Genomic DNA, 18,857 nt, shown 5'->3' with positions numbered 1-18,857 from the left:
TGTCGGTGCAGTACGGCGCCTGGCTAGCCGCGACAATGTGGTGCGCTGGACGCCCAGGCTCCGGGCTGCCTGGGAAGGGGCCAAGGAGTACAGGCGCCGTGTATGGGCCAGCCAGGCCCACCCTGTTCCGACCGCTAATGATGTGACAGGCGGCACGGTGGCGCGAGTTGAGGCATATGTATGCGAGAAAGAATTAATCTCCTATGAGATCGACCACACCGAGGTGTGGGAAGGTGAGGAAAAGAAGAGTTGGGTCATCGAACTCAACGTCAGCGTAAAAGTGAACATTCATCTAGATGTGGAGTTCTACGCTTGGGACTCCATTGATCGAGAAGAAATTTTGCTGGGTTCCGATTCATTTCCCACCGAAAACACAATTGACGTTGAAGTGTTTTTCACATGCTCAGGTGTGGAGGAAGGCACCCCGCCTGAGGATTGGCAGATCGAAATAGAAATTGCCAAAGGGCTATACGAGTGCGACCCGGTTGATGTGGAACCAGATTTTTACGATTGACCCCACCTCTTACTTCCACAGCCGGCATGACAAGACGATCCAATTGTCTCGCTAGAGCCGGCTGCCCTTCTCCCTGCTCAGTATCCCACGTACCAGCGCGATACGACTCCAGCACTGCTGCAGATATTATCGAGGCGAGCACCTACCAGAACCACACGTAACCTATTGATTTTTAAACAGTGAGCATAGTCCTTGTAATCAGTAGGTCCCGGGTTCGATTCCTGGTGCAGGCACCATACGCAGTACTCAAAAGGCTCACCGAAAGGTGGGCCTTTTTTGTTTGGCCGCAAATCAAGCTTTGACTTGCCCCACCAAGGTAGCTAGGATTTTATCGTAAATTTTAGATAACCAGAGCAGGTTGGCTAATGGCACTTCAATTCCACGAAAGCCCCTTCCACGTTACCCACGATGCGGAAACGGCCAGCAAGATGGCCCTGAAGATGGACCTTTCTATCTTCATCACGGACTGCATCAAGAAAATGGGCCTCAAGCAACACGAGGCGGCAGCCAGGCTGAACGTGACCCAGTCCCGGGTATCCGAGCTGGCAAATGGCAAGATCGAGAAATTCACGCTGGACGCCATGATGGATATGCTCGACAAGCTCGGCTTTCGCACCAGCCTTGTACTGCCCTCGAACAACGCTGGCGCCCTTCCCCAGATTGTCATCTCGCAAACGCCCAGTAGCTAAACCCTGTAGCCCATCTTTCTGAGCGCCAGCTTCAGCTCCTTCAATCGGTCCTCAGCGACCTGCATCGCATGCCGATCGGACCTGTTGGTCGTTTTCACGAACGAATGCAGCACAACGACCATATCTGCGTATTTGGCCACGTACACGCATCTGAATGCCGGGCTGCCGTTGATGATGAGCTCGATTGCCCCCGCCCCTACCGAATCAGTCAATGACTTGATCGGCCGCTCGGGGTCCTGCCCGTACTGAATACGCCGCAGGTCCTTACGAAGTCATCCTGAACATCCTGTGGCAGGTCCTTGTACTCACGCTCAGCAGCAGCACTCACAAACGCAAACTTTCTCAAAGCAGTACCCAGAAAAGATCACCAAAGATGTGGACGGCGCAGATGCCAGAGGCTGGGGAATGTAGCGCAGTTGCATACACTTGATGGCTGCAAAAATGTTTCTGGATTTCGCTCGGGAGAGCAGCCATGAAATCACTGCCTTGGCGGCAGTTACCCACAGGATCACCGGCAAAATCGATCTGGTGTTCGCGGGAATGCCAGCACCTGCACAGGCAAGTATTCGGAGTTCCCCTAAGCGACCATGCAGAGCTCGTACAATTTAGTACGCAGTTCGGCCAGCTCGTTATTCTCGCTGATCAGCGGTTGACCGTTGCGGTAGAGAACGATATCAGTAAGGGATCCCATTCCACCGTAAAGCCTCAATATTTTTGAAAGAACGTGACTACTATCCTTCGGTAGTTCCATTCGGTACTGATCAACACGTGTTACCCATTCATCTTCGTTGCCAAGACGCAGCAGCTCCGAAAGCCGGGCCATGATCTGGATGATTTGACTGATGTTTTCCATTTCAAAGGGCTCGGTCCCATCACTTCAACTCCACTAACTTCCCACGGTTCAACTACCACAATCTGTGGGATAGTACCGATGTAGAAGCCGCCCTGTGACCCAACTTCGCCGATGTAGACCTCCGTGCCAGCAGCGACCTTAACGCTGCTGCTGTTTTAGTAATTCTCGAAAATATTTAAGCGCCGGGGTTTCCCCGTCCGTTATCTCGATCGAGAACTTAGCGTAGGCCTCTTCAAGCTCGCCATACTGCTGAAGATTTCTTTCTGTAAAACGGTAACGTCCAGGCACCGCACCTACTTCAATAGGCTCTGTAACATTCCCTGTCTTGGCTTTCTCAAGTAGCTGCCTCAGTTCGGAGTGGAGCGCTATGGCTTCAGGATCTATTTTCGAGTGAATATTCAGTTGCTCTTCAAGGTGCAATGCCGATTTTTTTAGCTCAATGATATTCATGGTTAATTCCCTATGAAACCTATGGGCTTTGCCGGAGCCCAAAGCCCTCGATTTGGGACGACATACTGCATGGCGCTTGGTGGAAAGCGCAGGCTTAGCCTGTAGAACATAGTCAAACACAAGCTAAGTGGGACTTTCCATCGCGGATTCGTCTTGATGGCTTTCGTAACTGCCGCCTTGATGTCCACCCACATAGTCTTGGTTCCGGTATCCCTGCTGATGGCACAAAAAATCCGGATTCAGCCATCTGCCAACCAGATAACTGAATCCGGAATATTCCCTCGCAGTGAACAGTCCATGCGCCGAAGGACCAGGGCTGGCTTGCAGCCCCGTCATTGACTAGAACGCCGTACTCACCGTCACCGCCATATTCCGCGGGTCCCCATAAATAGCCCCCGCATAGAACCCATACTGTGTGTAGTAATGCTTGTCGAACAAGTTATCGACATTGAAGCTGACCGTTGTGTCATCAGTCAGCTGGTACTTGGCCATGGCATTCCAGATCGCATACCCCGACCAGTTGACGTCAGTAGCCCCTGCACTCACACCGTTCACCGGCTGCCCCGCCGGGCTTGAGATCGCACGGATGTTGGTTTGCGCCTTGACGCCAGCGCCTAGGGTCAGCCGGTCGAGCGGGCCGCTCAGGCGATAGGTGGTCGAAGCCTTGAACAGGTGCGAGGGGTCGCTTCTGCCGTCGCTGTCGACGCGGCGGAAATGCAGGTAGGTATAACCGGCGTAGACGTTCCAGTTCGGTGTCAGGGCGCCGGCGATTTCCAGGTCGATGCCGTCGGTTTCCTGGCCGGTACCGGCCTTGTAGGCGTCGCCACCGGTTGGGGTGGTCAGGCCGTCGTCGAGCACGGCTTTGTTCTGTTGCTTGGTGCGGAAGTACGCCGCCGAGGCATTCAGGCGGCCGTCCAGCCACTCGCCCTTGATGCCGGTCTCGTAACTCTGGCCACGAATCGGCTCGACCTTGGTGCCGCTGGCCGTTTCGGCGGTCTGTGGGTTGAAGATGTCGGTGTAGCTGGCGTACAGCGAGTAGGTGTCGTTGAGGTCGTACACCGCGCCCAGGTAAGGCGTGACGATGCCGTGGTTCTGCTGGTTGCTGCGCACGCCGCTGACATTGCGGGTGGTGGCGGAGTAATCGGTGCTGCGCACGCCGACGATCACCGACAGCGGGTCGGTGATGCTCAGGCGGGTTGCCGCGTACATGCCCTGCAGGCGGGTGGTGGTCTTGGTGTGGCGGCCAGTGCGCGAGGCGATCATGTCGTAGTCGCTGTCGACGCCATTGTGCCAGTCGGTCACCGGGAAGCCGTTGTTGGCGCGGAACTGGCAGCCAACCGAGGGGGCGCTGACGCGGTCATCGCTGACCATGGTGCAGCTGTACTCCGGTGACCAGGCCACGGTGCGGCTGTCGTTGTAGCCGACCATGGCCTGGTGGGTGCGGCCGAACAGTTGGAACGGGCCGGACAGGTCGATCTGCGCCGATTGCTGGGTGGTGTCGCTGGAGCTGTGCAGGCCGTTGAGCACGGCGCCGCTGCCGTCCTGGTCCCAATAGCCGCCGTAGCTGCCGCGTCCGGCCGAATTGACCTTGGCCAGGCCACGGTGGTTGAGCACTTCGGCAGTGCTCTGGGCGGCCTTGAGGTCCAGCGTCCAGTCGTTGTCGAAACGGTGCTCCAACGAGCCGAATGCGGTGCGGGTGGTGTATTCGCCGAAGCTCCAGCTCGGAACCACGTTGGTGCTGCGCGGCAGGTCGGTCTTGCTGCCGTCACGGTACCAGATGGGGATGTTGGCGCCCCAGCCGCCGCCGACCACTTTGTTGTACTCGTACTGGTAACCGGCGCCGAGGGTGGTGGCGTCATCCAGGTCGAACTCGAAGTTGGCCAGAGCCGCGCGGGAGCGTTCGGACTGGTTGTCGCGGAACGAGTTGGCGTCCTGCTGGGTCATCACGAAGCGCGAGCGCAGGCGGCCATCCTCGGACAATGGCAGGCTCAGGTCGGCGCCCAGGCGACGCTTGTCCCAGCTGCCGTAGGTGGCGTAGGCACTGCCGCCGAAGGTGCGGGTCGGGGCCTTGCGGATCAGGTTGACGGTGGCCGAGGGGTCGCCCGTGCCGCCTAGCAGCCCGTTGGCGCCGCGCACGATGTCGATGCGTTCGTACAGGTCCATGTTCAGCGCATTGCCGCCGCCGCTGAAGTCGGAACCGCCCTGGAACTGCAGGCCATCGACCTTCCAGTTGCTGATCGAGTAACCACGGGCACGGAAGTCGGTGCGCCCGCCTACTTCGGACTTGGTGGTGCTGACACCCGGCGTGGTGTCCAGCGCCTGCTCGATGGTGTGGATATCGCGGTCATCCATCTGCTGGCGGGTGATGCTGGTGACCGACTGCGGGGTCTGGCGCGGGGTCAGCTTCAGGCCGGTGGAGCTGCGGGTGCTCTCGACCGTGTAACCCAGCTGGCCGGTTTCATCGGCAGGCACCAGGGCGCTGTCTTCGATCTGGGTAGCGTCCAGCTCCAGCGGTTGGCTGTCGGCGGCCATGGCATTGCCGCTGATGGCGACGGCAATGAAGAATGCCAGCGGGTGCAAGTGGCTTGCACCCCGGCTGATGAGAAAGGCGTCGGGCATGATGCTTTTAGGGTTCATTTGGGAAGGCTTCGTATTCGCAGATGATTTTTTGTTACGATTCTAGGCATCCGCCCTCCGGGCTCCATGTCCGGCTTGTATGGGCATGTAATCGAACGTAACGAGCACTGCCGCCCTCCGCCAAAAGGTGTTTTTTCGATGAGCACAACCCTGCTTGTCGTCGACGATGACGACGAGATCCGCGAACTTCTTTGCGATTACCTGACCGATGCCGGCTATAACGTGCTGTCGGCGGCCCATGGCGACGAGATGCGTGAGCAACTGGCGCGGCACAAGGTCGACCTGGTCGTACTCGACCTGATGCTGCCAGGTGAAGATGGCTTGAGCCTGTGCCGCCAGCTGCAGGCAACGCCTGGCTTGGCGGTAATCATGCTGTCGGCCAAGGGCAGTACGCTGGACCGCATCATTGGCCTTGAGGTGGGAGCCGACGACTACCTGGCCAAGCCCTTCGAACCGCGCGAACTGACGGCGCGTATCAAGGCCGTGCTGCGACGTCCCCAGCGCCTCGACGCGGCCATCGAGGAGTCCGCAGCCGAAGCGCAGCACTTCGCCGGCTTTGCCATCGACCACATCAAACGCCTGCTCACGCGCCCGGATGGCGAGTCGCTGACCCTGGCGCGCTCGGACCACCGTGTTCTGCGCGAACTGTTGGACGCCAAAAGCCGCGTGGTGTCCCGCGACCAATTGACCCGCAGCGCGTTCGGTCGCGACCACCACCCCGACGACCGTTCGGTGGACATGTGCATCAGCCGCTTGCGCCAGCAGTTGCGCCGCGCACCAGAGGGTGACGTACAGATTCTGACCATCCGCAACGAGGGCTATCTGCTGAACATTGCCCGCGCCGGGGCGGATGCCTGACGTGCGCTGGCTGCGCCGACTGTGGCCACGCACGCTGTTTGGCCAGCTGCTGCTGATCATGGTCAGCGGCACGCTGGTGATCCAGCTGATGTCGAGCAGCATCTGGTTCGATGTGCGTTTTGCCCAGGTGCTGGAAGCGCCAGTGCGGTTGGTCGCCGCCCGAAGTGCCCCACTGATCCGCCAAGCCGACTGCCATGCCGGCCAGCTTCAGGTGCCGACGCATTACCATCTGCGCTGCGCCGAAGCCCTGCCAGAGGTGCAGCACGATGAGCGCCGAGGACGACGGCGGGTCGAACTGCTGCTGCGCCAGGCACTGGAATACGAGTTGGGCCAGGCTCAGGACGTGCGATTGTTGAACGTGCAATTGACCGATGAGCTTGGCCAACCGATCGTCTGGCGCAGCCTGTTCGGCCTGCGCACCGCCCAGGCGCACATCCAGTTCGCGATACCGCTGGCCGATGGACACTGGCTGACCATCGACGGCCAGGAGCTGCAAGGCTGGAGCGGCGAGTCGGCCTGGGTGCTGATCAGCGATTACCTGCTGCGGGTGTACGCCCTGCGCATTGTCGCGGTGTTGCTGGTCTGCCTGGTCGCGGTGCGCCTGTGCCTGCGCCCGCTAAGGCGGCTGGCCGATGCCGCACGAGGGTTGGGCAGCAACCTGGAACAGCCACCATTGGCGCTGGACGGGCCACAAGAGGTTCGCCAGGCGGCCCAGGCTTTCAATGCCATGCAGCAACGGCTGATCACCATGGTCAACGACAAGGCGCACTTTCTTGCGGCAGTGTCCCACGACTTGCGCACCCCACTGACACGCATGCGTCTGCGCCTGGAGCGCCTGCAAGACGCCGAACAGCGAGAACGCCTGCGGCAGAACATCACGCAGATGGACAGCATGATCGGCCAAGTGCTGGATTACCTGCGCGCAGGCGAGCAACAGAACCTGCAGCAAGTCGACCTCGACCGGCTGGTGGCGCGGCTGTGCGCTGACCTAGCCAGTGCCGACGAGCCGCTGCCGATACAGGGAAAGGTTGGCGGCCTGCGGGTGGATGCCTTGCTGATGCAGCGTTGTCTGCAAAACCTGTTGGTGAATGCCCTGCGCTATGCCAAAGAGGTTTCGGTCACTCTGGAGCGTGGCGCCACAGGTGTGTTCGTTCACATCGACGACCGTGGGCCAGGGATTGCACCCGGGCTGATGGCGACCATCATCGATCCGTTTGTGCGGGGTGAGAGTTCGCGTAACCAGGCGTCTGGCGGGTACGGGCTGGGGTTGAGTATTGCCCAGCGGATTGCTGCCAGCCATGGGGGTGAGCTGAGGCTGATGAACCGTGACGGTGGTGGTTTGCGGGTTAGCGTTCTACTGCCTGGATAGGGCTGGCTGTACCGGCCTCATCGCCGGCAAGCCGGCTCCCACAGGGACCGCGCCAACCTTGAGATCACCGCTGTACCTGTAGGAGCCGGCTTGCCGGCGATGAGGCCCAAAACAACAACACAACCCACCAACGCGTAACAGTGTTTTACCAATTCCCCAGGTTTTCCAAGCTGACGCTTTGCCTATCCTAGGCCCGGTCATCCTGTCAGCGATGGATCCATGAAACACTCTCTACCCAGCCGCTACGCCTGTCTGGCTACCTGCCTGATCTTCACCTTCGCGAGCCTGCCGTACCTTGGCCAGCACACCTGGCTCTGGCCCGTCACCCTCATCACCGCCCTGCTCAGCCTGGTCGGCCTCAACGACTTGCGTCAAAGCCACCATGCGGTGCGGCGCAACTACCCGATCCTGGGCAACATTCGCTACCTGATCGAGACCATTCGCCCGGAAATCCGCCAGTACCTGATCGAAGGCGACGACGACAAGCTGCCCTTCTCCCGCTCCCAGCGTTCGCTGGTGTATGCCCGAGCCAAGAACGAAAGCGCCGAGAAGGCCTTCGGCACCCTCAACGATGCCTACAAGCCAGGCTTCGAATTCATCAGCCACTCGATGGTGCCGGTGGCCACGCCAGACCCGGCGTCGTTCCGTATCGCCATTGGCGGCCCACAGTGCCGGCTGCCGTATTCGGCGTCGATCTTCAACATCTCGGCCATGAGCTTCGGCGCCCTCAGCGCCAACGCCATTGCGGCGCTGAACCAAGGCGCACGCCTGGGGCGCTTCGCCCATGACACCGGCGAGGGCAGCATCAGCCCTTACCATCGCGAACATGGTGGCGACCTGATTTGGGAAATTGGCAGCGGCTACTTCGGTTGCCGCACCGAAGATGGCCACTTCGACCCCAAGCGGTTCGCCGAACAGGCGCGCTCGCCCCAGGTGAAGATGATCGAGGTAAAGCTCAGTCAGGGCGCCAAACCTGGCCATGGTGGGATTCTGCCGGGGCACAAGGTCAGCCCGGAAATCGCCACCACCCGTGGCGTACGGGTTGGCGAAGACTGCATTTCACCCGCGGCGCACAGCGCCTTCCGTACACCGGTGCAGTTGCTGCAGTTCATTGCCAGCCTGCGTGAGTTGTCGGGCGGCAAGCCGGTGGGGTTCAAGTTCTGCCTGGGCCACCCGTGGGAGTTCATGGCCATTGCCAAGGCCATGCTGGTCACGGGCATCACCCCGGACTTCATCGTCGTCGATGGCAAGGAAGGTGGCACCGGCGCGGCGCCTCGTGAGTTCAGCGACAACATGGGCGTACCCATGCGCGAAGGCCTGATGTTCGTGCACAACACCTTGGTTGGCCTGAACCTGCGCAGCAGCATCCGCATCGGCGCAGCCGGCAAGATCGTCAGTGCCTTCGATATCGCCAGTGTATTGGCCATCGGTGCCGATTGGGTCAACTCGGCGCGTGGCTTCATGTTCGCCATTGGCTGTATCCAGTCGCAAAGTTGCCACACCAACAAGTGCCCGACCGGTGTAGCGACCCAAGACCCGCTGCGCCAGCGTGCACTGGTGGTGCCGGAGAAATCCGAGCGCGTGGCCAGTTTCCACCGCAATACCCTGCATGCCTTGGCCGAAATGCTTGCGGCGGCCGGCCTGGAGCACCCGTCGGAGCTCAAGCCAAAGCACCTGGCGCGGCGCATCAGCACCAGCGAAATCAGTTTGTTTTCTGACCTGCACCAGTTCCTCAAGCCCGGCGAATTGCTCAGTGGCTCGATCGAAAGTGAGTTCTATGCACGGATGTGGCGCATGGCGCGCAGTGACAGCTTTGCGCCACAGGCAAGTGACACAGCGCTAGCGAAGATGATTCGCCAGGAAGAGGTGGAACCTGCTTAGGGCCTCATCGCCGGCAAGGCGGCTCCCACAGGGGTTGCAGTGATCTCAGGATCAGCGCAGCACTTGTGGCAGCCGGCTTGCCGGCGATCAGGTCATCCAATCAGAAGATGCTGATCGGGTATTCGACGAATACGCGGACTTCGTTGCCGTCGTCCATGTAGTTGCCGTTCTGCTGGACAGCGTTGTTGGTGCGCACGAACGAGCTACGCAGCTTGATCGACAGGTCCTTGGCCGGGCCGTCCTGAACGACGTAACGGATCTGGTTGAAGATTTCGCGCTCTTTACCTTCGCCGAAGCCTTGCGGATTGGCCAGGTTGGCGGTGTTGATGTTGTCACCCACCACGTAGGCCAGCTTGTAGGTCAGGCCTGGAATGCCGTAGGCACCGAAGTCCAGGCCATAGCCCAGCTGCCAGGAGCGCTCGTCTTCAGCGTTGAAGTCGGACCAGTAGGAGTTGGCCAGGTAGATGGTCGAACCACCGTCACCCACACCACCTGCGTTCTGGTAGCCACCGTAGTTGTAGCCGGTGCTGCCGGTGCTGCGCTGGTGCGCGATGGTGAAGGAGTGAGGGCCATAGGCGTAGGTTGCAGCCAGGCTCCAGATGACGTTGGAGTCACCCATGAGCTCGGCGGAACGTACGAATTCTTTGTCGATGTCCGAACGATAGCCGTTGAAGTCCAGGGTCAGGGACTGGTCGTTGGCGATCGGGAACACGTAGTTCAGGCCCAGGTACTGGCGCTTGAGCACGTCTTCGTTTTCAGCCGCGTACAGCGAGGCGGTGAAGTTGTCGGTGAACTTGTAGCTGGCACCGTAGACGTTGATCGACTTCAGACCGCCACCGTCACGACGCTCGGCACTTTTACGCGCTTCCTGAGTGAAACGACCGACGTTCACTTCCAGGCCCTCGATCTCCTTGGAGGTCAGCAGGGTGCCGGTGAAGCTTTCTGGCAACAGACGGCCGTCGTCGTATTGCAGCACTGGCAGGGTCGGCATCTGGTCACCGTACTTCAGCACAGTGTTGGAGATGCGGAACTTCACGGCAGCGCCAGCACGCGCCAAGTCATGCGGCCCGCTGGCGTTGCCATCGGCATTCTTGGTGTTGTGCGGTTTGAAGAAGTCGACGCCGCCGCCACCGTTGTGGCCCTTGCCGCCGTCCAGACGCACGGCGTACAGGCCGAATGCGTCGACGCCGACACCGACGGTGCCTTGGGTGAAGCCAGAGGAGAAGTTGGCGATGAACGCCTGGCCCCACTCGATCTGGTCATCGGTACCGTGTTTCTTGTCACGGTTGATGTAAGCGTTACGCAGGAGAACGTTTGCGTGACTGTCTTCGACGAAGCCCTTGCTTTCGGCCTGCTCGTTGGCCTGGGCCTGGGTCGCGGCGATCATCGCCAAGGCGACCAGGCTGATCCTGGTTTTCAACATGTTGTTTTCCTTATTTCTTAATCAAAAACGCTCTGCAATATGACGCCAGGAACCAACGCCCCTTCGTAGGTTCGACGCTTTGCGGATCCAAACTGAAAAGCCCGCCAATGGTCGTGTGGCGGGCCTTGTGCAGCAGCATGGCCTCAGGTGGCCAGCAGGCGTTGGCCGAATCGTAGCCGCGCGCGATTACAAATGTCAAAAACTCGTGAAATGCAGGTTGTTATAACCAAAATCACCCAAAGGTCTGGTGCATTTCCATGCAGGACAATGCCGGACAAAGAGAATTTATCTCTAGTCGGAAAAGTCGACCTGACCAGGTCGACAACATCGACGCGCCATGCAGCCACGGTGACACCCACAAATGAAAACGCCACCGCGATTGCGGTGGCGTTTTTGTTTTCCTGACGGGTTATCCCCTGATCAATGCCATACGGCCAGCAGCGCCTCGAGCTCTGCATCGCTGATCAGCCCTTGGGGGTAACGCCCGTCCAGCACGCGTCGTGGGTCGGTCGTCCTGACCCGGTTGCTTCCATGGTGTTTCAACCACTGCGCCAGAATCTGGAGCGATTGGTGGTTCACTGCCGATGGGGGCAATGCCGACTCACTTGCTGCATTCATCTTTACACGTACTCCCTGGGCCCGTGAGCGGCAAATTTACGTTTGTATTGTTACAGAACGGAGAGTCCCGTCTGCTGGGTCTAAGCCCATGAAAAACAATACAAAACATATGCCATGTGAGCAGCCGCGCATCTGCCGGAAACAAAAAACCCGTCTATCGACGGGCCTTTTGCGAGCGTTGTGTATCAGCGTTTAACCGGTGCCGGTTGCTGTTGAGTCAGACAGTGGATGTTGCCACCCCCCAGCAGCAGTTCACGCCCCGGAATCATCACCACTTCGTGGTCTGGGAAGACCTTGGCCAGAATCGCTCTAGCTTGCGCATCTGCCGGGTCATCGAAGCTTGGCGCGATGATCCCGCCGTTGACGATCAGGAAGTTCACGTACGAACCGGCCAGGCGAACCGAGGGGTCGCGCTCCTGGCTACCGACGACGTGGTCGACGCCGTCGCACTCTGCCTGGGTGGCGAACAGAGGGCCTGGAATCGGCATTTTATGCACCACAAACTCGCGTCCCTTGGCGTCACGGCTGTTTTTCAGCACGTCATAAGCGGCGTGGCAGCGTGCATAGTTGGGATCGTTGGAATCATCGGTCCAGGCCAGTAACACTTCACCTGGGCTGACGTAACAGCAGAAGTTGTCGACATGGCCGTCGGTTTCGTCGTTGTACAGGCCATCCGGCAGCCAGACGATGGTCTCGACCGACAGGTGCTCGCGCAGAATGTCTTCGATCTGCTCGCGGTTCAGGTGCGGGTTGCGATTACGGTTGAGCAGGCATTCCTCGGTGGTGATCAGAGTGCCTTCGCCATCGACGTGAATCGAACCACCCTCAAGCACGAAGCCCTCGGTGTGGTAGCGCTGGCAACGCTCCATCTCCAATACCTTGGCCGCCAGCTCTTCGTCGCGGTTCCACGGCGCATAAAGGCCACCATCGAAACCACCCCAGGCGTTGAAGCCCCAGTCCACACCGCGCACTTCGCCATGGTCGTTGATGACGAAGGTCGGGCCGGTGTCACGCACCCACGCGTCATCGTTGCTGATTTCAACCACGCGGATGTTCGGCAGGTCGAGCTGGCGACGGGCGTTCTCGTACTGGCCGGCGGAAACCGCCACGGTCACCGGCTCGAAGCGTGCGATGGCCTTGGCCAGGGTCACGTGAGCGGCCTGCGCCGGCTTGCCGCCCAGACGCCAGTTGTCCGGGCGCTCTGGCCAGACCATCCAGACCTGGCTCTGCGGCGCCCACTCGGCAGGCATGTGGAAGCCGTCGGCGCGAGGTGTCGAGTTAAGGGTTTTCATGGTTAACCTCTTGTAGAGCCCGGCGTGCTGGCCAGGGGTTGATCTGTTCACTTGTCAGTCAATTTAACCGATAAATATCGGCTTTAGAAGTGGGATAACTAACAGTTTAGACATACGGAAGCGCATCACATCGATAACAATCGATTTAACCAGATACAACAGCCGTGTTACAGGTCTTAGCCAAGCCTCCGCTGCAGCCGTGAGCCACAGGGCATTAAAGATGAAAGCTATTTCACTTTTCGCTTATCTCGCCTGTAAAGCCGCCGATAAACAAGCGATGAAGATGAAATGATCAGAGTGCCCCGAAGCGCTGCCATGCTGGCAATCTAGGCTGCAAGAGGCCAAGGCGGCTAAATTGAAAAAGGGACTCACACGGTCGAACCCAGCGCTCACGGGTCAAGTTATCGCCATGAACATCATCGCCACCGACATCCCTGATGTACTGATCATCGAACCCAAGGTCTTCGGCGACAGCCGCGGATTCTTCTTCGAAAGCTTCAACGCCCGCGAATTCGCCAGGCAGACAGGGTTCACGGCCCACTTCGTCCAGGACAACCACTCGCGCTCACAGCGCGGTGTGCTGCGAGGGCTGCACTACCAGATCGACAACCCTCAGGGGAAACTGGTCCGGGTGACCCATGGCGAGGTGCTGGATGTGGCCGTGGACATTCGCCGCAGCTCGCCCACGTTCGGCCGTTGGGTGGCCACCAGACTGAGCGCCGCAGACCACCGTCAGTTCTGGATTCCACCAGGGTTCGCCCACGGTTTCCTGGTGCTGAGCGACTCGGCCGACTTCCTGTACAAAACCACCGACTACTACAACCCCGCTGCCGAACGCTGCATCCGCTGGGATGACCCGCAACTGGCCATCGATTGGGGCCTGGAAAGGCCGCCGATCCTTTCTGCCAAAGACCAGGCCGGCACACTGTTGAACGAAGCCGACTTGTTCCCCTGAGCCCTTGCAAGAAAACGGCAGGCGCTGATCGCCTGCCTTAACTAGCGCATAATTGCGCCAGACCCTTCTGGCGCCATTACGCGATGATTGCAAAACCTACGCCCCCTCGCCGCCCCCGCTGGCGCAGCCTGGCCCTGTTGGCCCTGTGCCTGGCCCCGTTGCTGTGGCCCCTGCATCACCTGGCCGAGCGCTACTATCAGGACGAACTGGCCTCGCAGAATCGTCAGACTCTCGACCTTTACGTGGCCAACCTGCTCGGCACCTTGCACCGTTATGAGACCTTGCCGCAGATCCTCGGCGACCTGCCTGCCCTGCGCAACGTACTGGCCGACCCGCTGCGCCTCGAAGCGGTCACCAATGCCAATCGCCTGCTCAAGGACATCGTCCACCAGACCGGTGCCGAGGTGATGTACCTGATGGACGTGCGCGGCAACACCCTGGCCGCTTCGAACTGGGACAAACACGACAGCTTCGTCGGCCGCAACTTCGCCTTCCGCCCTTACTTCATGGAAGCCATGGAGGGGCGTCTGGGACGCTTCTTCGGCCAGGGCACCACCTCGGCCAAGCGCGGTTACTTCTTCGCAGCAGCCGTGCGCGATCGCGAACGGGTGGTCGGCGTGCTGGTGGTAAAGGTCGACCTGGACCACACCGAAACCCTCTGGGGCCGTACTCCCGAACAACTGCTGCTGACCGACCAGAACGGCGTCGTGGTGCTGACTTCGCGGCCAGACTGGCGTTTCCGTTCCACCCGTGAGCTGACTGAGGACGAACGCCAGGCGATCATTGCCATCCAGCCCTACCCAACCCAGGCACCTCAACCATTGAGCCTGAACCCCGAGGCCTGGCTGATCCAGACTCGCGACATCAAGGAAACCGGTTGGCAGGTCAGCATTCTCGCCCCGCGCACCCTGGTCGACCGCTCGGTACAGACAGTCATGGCCATCGGCGGTGGCGCACTGCTGGTATTGATGCTGCTGGCCGGGCTGGTGATGCAGCGGCGGCGCCATTACATCGACCGCATCGACTTCGAAGCCCGTGGCCGCCAGGAGCTGGAAAAGCGCGTGATCGAGCGTACCGCCGACCTTGAAGGCCTCAACGCCCGTCTCAAAAGCGCGGTGCTGGAGCGCGAGGATGCCCAGCAGGAGCTGGTCCGCGCCCAGGACGAGCTGGTCCAGGCCGGTAAGCTGTCGGTGCTCGGCACCATGTCGGCGAGCATCAGCCATGAGCTCAACCAGCCACTGGCCGCGATTCGCAGCTATGCCGAAAACGCCGAGATCCTGCTGGACCACCAGCGCACCGAGGACGCCCGGGGCAACCTCAAGCTGATCGGCGAGCTTACCGGGCGCATGGCCTCGATCATCGCCCACCTGCGCGCCTTCGCCCGACGCGACCGTCATGCCCCGGAAAGCGTGGCCCTGCAACCCGCGCTGGACGACGCCTTGGCCTTGTTGGCCAAGCGCCGGCGCGCCATGGCCGTGGAGCTGATCCGCGACCTGCCGGATGCCACCTTGTGGGTGCAAGCGGGTGAAACCCGCCTGCGCCAGGTACTGGGCAACCTGCTGGCCAACGCCCTCGACGCCCTGACCGAAAAGGCCAACCCACGCCGACTTTGGTTGAGTGCCGAAAAGCGCGACGACTACGTCTACCTGTACATCCGCGACAACGGCCCAGGCTTCAGCCGCCAAGCACTGGAGCATGCCAAGGAGCCGTTCTTCACCACCAAGACCCGTACTCAGGGCTTGGGCCTGGGCCTGGCCATCTGTGAAAGCCTGATGCGTGCCCTGGGCGGAGAACTGCTGCTCGGCAACCACCCGGAAGGTGGCGCCCTGCTGACCTTGCAGCTGCGCGTGGCTCAGCCTGGTGCCAACCTGCAACCCTCGGAGGACCCCTCGGTATGACGACCGAGACACTGATCGACAGCCACGCCCAGGTCATTCTGGTGGACGACGACCCGCACCTGCGTCAGGCACTGAGCCAGACACTCGACCTGGCCGGGCTGAAGGTCGTCGCCCTGGCCGATGCCCAAGACTTGGCCGGGCGAATCGAACCTGACTGGCCGGGCGTAGTGGTCAGCGATATCCGTATGCCAGGCATCGATGGCCTGCAATTGCTGGAGCAACTGCACGCCCGCGACAACGAGCTTCCGGTACTGCTGATAACCGGCCACGGCGACGTGCCGCTGGCGGTTCAGGCCATGCGTGCCGGTGCCTATGACTTCCTGGAAAAGCCGTTCGCCACCGACGCTTTGCTGGACAGCGTGCGCCGCGCACTGGCACTGCGCCGCCTGGTGCTGGACAACCGCAGCCTGCGCCTGGCCCTGAGTGACCGCCAACAGCTATCCACCCGCCTGGTTGGCCAGTCGCCTGCCATGCAGCGCCTGCGCGAACAAATCGGCGCCCTGGCCGGCACCCGCGCCGATGTATTGATTCTGGGCGAGACCGGCGCGGGCAAAGAGGTGGTGGCCCGTGCCCTGCATGACCTCTCCAGCCGCCGTGATGGACCGTTCGTGGCGATCAATGCCGGGGCGCTGGCCGAGTCGGTGGTCGAGAGCGAACTGTTCGGCCATGAACCAGGTGCATTCACTGGCGCGCAGAAGCGCCGTATCGGCAAGTTCGAGTTCGCCAATGGCGGCACGCTGTTCCTCGACGAAATCGAGAGCATGAGCCTGGACGTGCAGGTCAAGCTGCTGCGTCTGCTGCAGGAGCGTGTGGTCGAGCGCCTGGGCGGCAATCAGCTGATCCCGCTGGATATCCGCGTAATTGCCGCGACCAAGGAAGACCTGCGCCAGTCCGCCGACCAGGGGCGTTTTCGCGCCGACCTCTACTACCGTCTTAACGTGGCCCCGCTGCGAATCCCGCCACTGCGTGAGCGGGGCGACGACATTCTGGTGCTGTTCCAGCATTTCGCCGATGCCGCGAGCCAGCGGCACGGCCTGCCGCCGCATAGCCTGCAACCGGCGCAACGCGCCATGCTGCTGCGCCACGACTGGCCGGGCAATGTGCGCGAGCTGCAAAACGCCGCCGAGCGCTTCGCCCTTGGCCTAGAGCTGGCCCTCGACGGCCAGTTGCCGACCGCGACAACAACGGCAGTACCGGTGCTGAGCGGCAACCTCAGCGAGCAGGTCGAGCAGTTCGAGCGCTCGCTGATCGCGACCGAACTCACGCAGCCGCACAGCTCGATGCGCAGCCTGGCCGAAGCCCTCGGCATCCCCCGCAAAACCCTGCATGACAAGCTGCGCAAGCACGGCCTGAACTTCGAAGGCGCCAGCAGCGGACACGACGACCAAGAGGACACCCGCCCATGACCACCGACAGCCAGTACCTGCAGTCCGTACTGCACCATGACATTCCCCTGACCCGCGAGATGGGCCTGGAAGTCGTTGGCTGGCAGGATCACTGCCTGCAGCTGCAGCTGCCGCTGGAGGCCAACGTCAACCACAAGAGCACCATGTTCGGTGGCAGCCTGTATTGCGCGGCGGTGCTGGTGGGTTGGGGCTGGCTGCACCTGCGTCTGCGCGAGCAGGGTATCGATGACGGCCATATCGTCATTCAGGAGGGGCAGATCAGCTATCCGCTGCCGGTTACCGGGGCTGCTGTGGCGCGGTGCCAGGCGCCGGACGACAAGACCTGGGAGCGTTTCATCACGATGTACCAGCGTCGTGGCCGAGCGCGGTTGACGTTGCAGACCACTGTCAGCAATGCCGGTAGCGATGAGCCCGCCGTGAATTTCAGCGGGCAGTACGTTCTGCACCGCTGAGACACGACCTCTCGCACCACCCACCCTGTGGGAGCGGGTTTACCCGCGAACACCGGCAGAGCCGGTGCCATCCACCGCGTCGCATTCTTCGCGGGTAAACCCGCTCCCACAGGGGCCAGGTTAGATCAGCAACCTAAATCAGATCGAAGACTGCCTCGCGCCAGGCGGCATTCGCCGGCAAGGCCAGGAAGAAGGGATTGAGCAACGACTCACGGGCCGGATAACGGAACGGCTGGCCATCCAGGCCAATCACCTCACCGCCCGCACCTTCCACAACCCCCTGGGCAGCAGCGGTATCCCATTGCGAAGTCGGCGCCAGACGCGGGTAGCAATCGGCGCTGCCTTCGGCAAGCAGGCAGAACTTCAACGAGCTACCAATATTGGCCAGCTCCAGCTCACCCACAGAGTCGCCCAGCCCAGCCAATAGCGCCTCCTGCTCGGGGCTGGAATGGCGACGGCTGGCTACCACGGTGAAACGTCCATCGACAGGCGGCTCGTTACGCACCTGAATTGGCAAGGCATCAGCGCCTGCCTCGGCACGCCAGGCCCCCAGATGCCGCCCACCGAAGTAGCAGCGACCATTGGTCGGCATGGCCACCACGCCGAACACTACTTCGCCGTTCTCGATCAGGGCGATATTGACGGTGAACTCTTCGCTGCCCGCGATGAACTCCTTGGTACCGTCCAATGGGTCGACCAACCACCAGCGCGTCCAGCCTTGTCGCTCGGCCAACGGAATATTGCAATCTTCTTCGGACAGCACCGGAATCTGCGGCGCCAAGGCCGCCAAGCCATCGGCAATCACTCGATGGGCCGCCAAGTCGGCAGCCGTCACCGGCGAATCGTCGGCCTTGGCGGTCACCGCCACATCGGCCCGCCAGAACGGCAAGATCGCCTCGCCCGCCACGGCGGCCAGCTTCACCACTTCATGCATCAGCTGTTGGTCGTTCATACGTCGAACAGCCCCCGCTGGATCAGCAGGTCGCGGGCCAGGTACAACGCCGCGAGTGCCCGGCCCTCGGTGAACTGTGGGTGCATGGCCAAGGCCGACAGCTCGCGCAGGTTGACCTTGTCGACCCGCATCGGCTCCGGCTCATCGCCCTCCAGCCGCTCCTCGTACAGGTCGCTGGCCAGCACCACCTGGATCTTCTGGCTCATGTAGCCCGGCGACAACGACAGCTCGGTCAGGTGCTCCAGTTGGCGAGCGCCGAAACCGGCTTCTTCCTTGAGCTCGCGGTCAGCCGCTGCCAGCACGTCTTCGCCCGGCTCGATCAGGCCTTTGGGCAGCGACAGCTCATACTCGTCGGTACCACCGCAATACTCTTCCACCAATACCGCGTGCTCGGCGTCGAGCATGGCCACCACCATCACCGCACCGTAGCCATTGCCACGGCCTACCAGACGCTCGTAGGTACGCTCGTTGCCATTGGCGAAGCGCAGCTGCACGGCCTCGACACGAAACAGGCGGCTGCTGGCGACGATCTCGCGATTGAGGACGGTTGGTTTCTGGCGCATGGGGCGGCTCCTTGGCGTGAACGGGTTACTATACCGTGGCTTGCCGA

The 18,857-nt window shown here is 61.0% G+C and carries 17 protein-coding genes and 1 pseudogene; 9 read left to right on the top strand and 9 right to left on the bottom strand.

The features are described 5' to 3' along the window. Positions 1-13 precede the first annotated feature (13 nt). Together PspTeo4_RS22805 and PspTeo4_RS22800 are read left to right on the top strand one after the other, a co-directional pair. A pseudogene (locus PspTeo4_RS22805) lies at positions 14-514 on the top strand (hypothetical protein); the annotation flags it as partial. Between the two features lie 365 nt (positions 515-879). Continuing rightward, positions 880-1,203, top strand: coding sequence for a helix-turn-helix transcriptional regulator (locus PspTeo4_RS22800; protein WP_322366109.1), 324 nt, complete (start codon positions 880-882; stop codon positions 1,201-1,203). Here PspTeo4_RS22800 and PspTeo4_RS22795 read toward each other — a convergent pair. The 4 genes from PspTeo4_RS22795 to PspTeo4_RS22780 form a co-directional block, all read right to left on the bottom strand. Further along, positions 1,200-1,415: a type II toxin-antitoxin system RelE/ParE family toxin gene (locus PspTeo4_RS22795; protein WP_322366108.1), complete on the bottom strand. Its 216-nt coding sequence runs from the start codon at positions 1,413-1,415 to the stop codon at positions 1,200-1,202. The genes PspTeo4_RS22800 and PspTeo4_RS22795 overlap by 4 nt on opposite strands. Positions 1,416-1,780: 365 nt before the next feature. Beyond that, positions 1,781-2,056 carry a DUF6966 domain-containing protein gene (locus PspTeo4_RS22790; protein ID WP_322366107.1) on the bottom strand — a complete coding sequence of 92 codons (276 nt, stop codon included), beginning with the start codon at positions 2,054-2,056 and terminating at the stop codon, positions 1,781-1,783. Between the two features lie 138 nt (positions 2,057-2,194). Beyond that, positions 2,195-2,506: a hypothetical protein gene (locus PspTeo4_RS22785; protein WP_322366106.1), complete on the bottom strand. Its 312-nt coding sequence runs from the start codon at positions 2,504-2,506 to the stop codon at positions 2,195-2,197. 339 nt (positions 2,507-2,845) lie between these two features. After that, positions 2,846-5,143: a TonB-dependent siderophore receptor gene (locus tag PspTeo4_RS22780; protein WP_322366105.1), complete on the bottom strand. Its 2,298-nt coding sequence runs from the start codon at positions 5,141-5,143 to the stop codon at positions 2,846-2,848. Positions 5,144-5,281: 138 nt separating this feature from the next. On the opposite strand from PspTeo4_RS22780, the gene PspTeo4_RS22775 reads away from it, so the two are divergent. From PspTeo4_RS22775 to PspTeo4_RS22765, 3 genes are all read left to right on the top strand, one after another. Further along, the gene (locus PspTeo4_RS22775) at positions 5,282-6,001 is read left to right on the top strand and encodes a response regulator transcription factor (RefSeq protein WP_322366104.1); all 720 of its coding nucleotides are present in this window, start codon (positions 5,282-5,284) and stop codon (positions 5,999-6,001) included. After that, positions 5,994-7,370, top strand: coding sequence for an ATP-binding protein (locus tag PspTeo4_RS22770; protein ID WP_322366103.1), 1,377 nt, complete (start codon positions 5,994-5,996; stop codon positions 7,368-7,370). Before PspTeo4_RS22775 ends, PspTeo4_RS22770 begins: the two co-directional genes overlap by 8 nt. A 219-nt stretch (positions 7,371-7,589) precedes the next feature. Then, entirely contained in the window at positions 7,590-9,251 is a 1,662-nt protein-coding gene (locus tag PspTeo4_RS22765; protein ID WP_322366102.1) for an FMN-binding glutamate synthase family protein, read from the top strand. Positions 9,252-9,351: 100 nt separating this feature from the next. On the opposite strand, the gene PspTeo4_RS22760 is transcribed toward PspTeo4_RS22765, so the two are convergent. From PspTeo4_RS22760 to aguA, 3 genes are all read right to left on the bottom strand, one after another. After that, on the bottom strand, positions 9,352-10,674 hold the full coding sequence (locus PspTeo4_RS22760) for an OprD family porin (RefSeq protein WP_322366101.1): 1,323 nt from the start codon (positions 10,672-10,674) through the stop codon (positions 9,352-9,354). A gap of 420 nt (positions 10,675-11,094) precedes the next feature. Then, positions 11,095-11,292, bottom strand: a complete 198-nt coding sequence (locus PspTeo4_RS22755) for a hypothetical protein (RefSeq protein WP_322366100.1) — start codon at positions 11,290-11,292, stop codon at positions 11,095-11,097. Positions 11,293-11,477: 185 nt separating this feature from the next. Further along, positions 11,478-12,584: an agmatine deiminase gene (gene aguA, locus PspTeo4_RS22750; protein WP_322366099.1), complete on the bottom strand. Its 1,107-nt coding sequence runs from the start codon at positions 12,582-12,584 to the stop codon at positions 11,478-11,480. A gap of 409 nt (positions 12,585-12,993) precedes the next feature. Between aguA and rfbC the strand changes: the two genes are divergently transcribed. The 4 genes from rfbC (at position 12,994) to PspTeo4_RS22730 (ending at position 17,295) form a co-directional block, all read left to right on the top strand. After that, positions 12,994-13,539: a dTDP-4-dehydrorhamnose 3,5-epimerase gene (gene rfbC, locus PspTeo4_RS22745; RefSeq protein WP_322366098.1), complete on the top strand. Its 546-nt coding sequence runs from the start codon at positions 12,994-12,996 to the stop codon at positions 13,537-13,539. Positions 13,540-13,622: 83 nt separating this feature from the next. Then, positions 13,623-15,437: a sensor histidine kinase gene (locus PspTeo4_RS22740; protein WP_322366097.1), complete on the top strand. Its 1,815-nt coding sequence runs from the start codon at positions 13,623-13,625 to the stop codon at positions 15,435-15,437. Then, positions 15,434-16,843 carry a sigma-54 dependent transcriptional regulator gene (locus PspTeo4_RS22735; protein ID WP_322366096.1) on the top strand — a complete coding sequence of 470 codons (1,410 nt, stop codon included), beginning with the start codon at positions 15,434-15,436 and terminating at the stop codon, positions 16,841-16,843. Before PspTeo4_RS22740 ends, PspTeo4_RS22735 begins: the two co-directional genes overlap by 4 nt. After that, complete coding sequence (locus PspTeo4_RS22730) at positions 16,840-17,295, top strand: YiiD C-terminal domain-containing protein (RefSeq protein WP_322366095.1); 456 nt, start codon at positions 16,840-16,842, stop codon at positions 17,293-17,295. The genes PspTeo4_RS22735 and PspTeo4_RS22730 overlap by 4 nt, the downstream gene beginning before the upstream one ends. Before the next feature lie 133 nt (positions 17,296-17,428). Here the strand turns inward: PspTeo4_RS22730 and cysQ are convergent, their stop codons facing one another. Then, complete coding sequence (gene cysQ / locus PspTeo4_RS22725) at positions 17,429-18,247, bottom strand: 3'(2'),5'-bisphosphate nucleotidase CysQ (protein WP_322366094.1); 819 nt, start codon at positions 18,245-18,247, stop codon at positions 17,429-17,431. After that, entirely contained in the window at positions 18,244-18,810 is a 567-nt protein-coding gene (nudE, locus tag PspTeo4_RS22720; protein WP_322366093.1) for an ADP compounds hydrolase NudE, read from the bottom strand. The genes cysQ and nudE overlap by 4 nt, the downstream gene beginning before the upstream one ends. Positions 18,811-18,857: the final 47 nt, after the last annotated feature.

It is taken from the genome of Pseudomonas sp. Teo4, from assembly GCF_034387475.1.
Lineage (GTDB): Bacteria > Pseudomonadota > Gammaproteobacteria > Pseudomonadales > Pseudomonadaceae > Aquipseudomonas.
The sequence above is the reverse complement of the archived record's forward strand: the minus strand, read 5'-3'. Positions and strand labels throughout refer to the sequence as shown.

What these genes read in the sequence shown, in the direction of transcription:
- PspTeo4_RS22740 (WP_322366097.1), top strand. Translation starts at nt 13,623, where the DNA reads ATGATTGCAAAACCTACGCCCCCTCGCCGCCCCCGCTGGCGCAGCCTG.
- rfbC (WP_322366098.1), top strand. Translation starts at nt 12,994, where the DNA reads ATGAACATCATCGCCACCGACATCCCTGATGTACTGATCATCGAACCC.
- PspTeo4_RS22790 (WP_322366107.1), bottom strand. Translation starts at nt 2,056, where the DNA reads ATGGAAAACATCAGTCAAATCATCCAGATCATGGCCCGGCTTTCGGAG.
- PspTeo4_RS22785 (WP_322366106.1), bottom strand. Translation starts at nt 2,506, where the DNA reads ATGAATATCATTGAGCTAAAAAAATCGGCATTGCACCTTGAAGAGCAA.
- nudE (WP_322366093.1), bottom strand. Translation starts at nt 18,810, where the DNA reads ATGCGCCAGAAACCAACCGTCCTCAATCGCGAGATCGTCGCCAGCAGC.
- PspTeo4_RS22760 (WP_322366101.1), bottom strand. Translation starts at nt 10,674, where the DNA reads ATGTTGAAAACCAGGATCAGCCTGGTCGCCTTGGCGATGATCGCCGCG.
- PspTeo4_RS22775 (WP_322366104.1), top strand. Translation starts at nt 5,282, where the DNA reads ATGAGCACAACCCTGCTTGTCGTCGACGATGACGACGAGATCCGCGAA.
- PspTeo4_RS22770 (WP_322366103.1), top strand. Translation starts at nt 5,994, where the DNA reads ATGCCTGACGTGCGCTGGCTGCGCCGACTGTGGCCACGCACGCTGTTT.
- PspTeo4_RS22780 (WP_322366105.1), bottom strand. Translation starts at nt 5,143, where the DNA reads ATGAACCCTAAAAGCATCATGCCCGACGCCTTTCTCATCAGCCGGGGT.
- PspTeo4_RS22735 (WP_322366096.1), top strand. Translation starts at nt 15,434, where the DNA reads ATGACGACCGAGACACTGATCGACAGCCACGCCCAGGTCATTCTGGTG.
- PspTeo4_RS22765 (WP_322366102.1), top strand. Translation starts at nt 7,590, where the DNA reads ATGAAACACTCTCTACCCAGCCGCTACGCCTGTCTGGCTACCTGCCTG.
- cysQ (WP_322366094.1), bottom strand. Translation starts at nt 18,247, where the DNA reads ATGAACGACCAACAGCTGATGCATGAAGTGGTGAAGCTGGCCGCCGTG.
- PspTeo4_RS22800 (WP_322366109.1), top strand. Translation starts at nt 880, where the DNA reads ATGGCACTTCAATTCCACGAAAGCCCCTTCCACGTTACCCACGATGCG.
- PspTeo4_RS22755 (WP_322366100.1), bottom strand. Translation starts at nt 11,292, where the DNA reads ATGAATGCAGCAAGTGAGTCGGCATTGCCCCCATCGGCAGTGAACCAC.
- PspTeo4_RS22730 (WP_322366095.1), top strand. Translation starts at nt 16,840, where the DNA reads ATGACCACCGACAGCCAGTACCTGCAGTCCGTACTGCACCATGACATT.
- aguA (WP_322366099.1), bottom strand. Translation starts at nt 12,584, where the DNA reads ATGAAAACCCTTAACTCGACACCTCGCGCCGACGGCTTCCACATGCCT.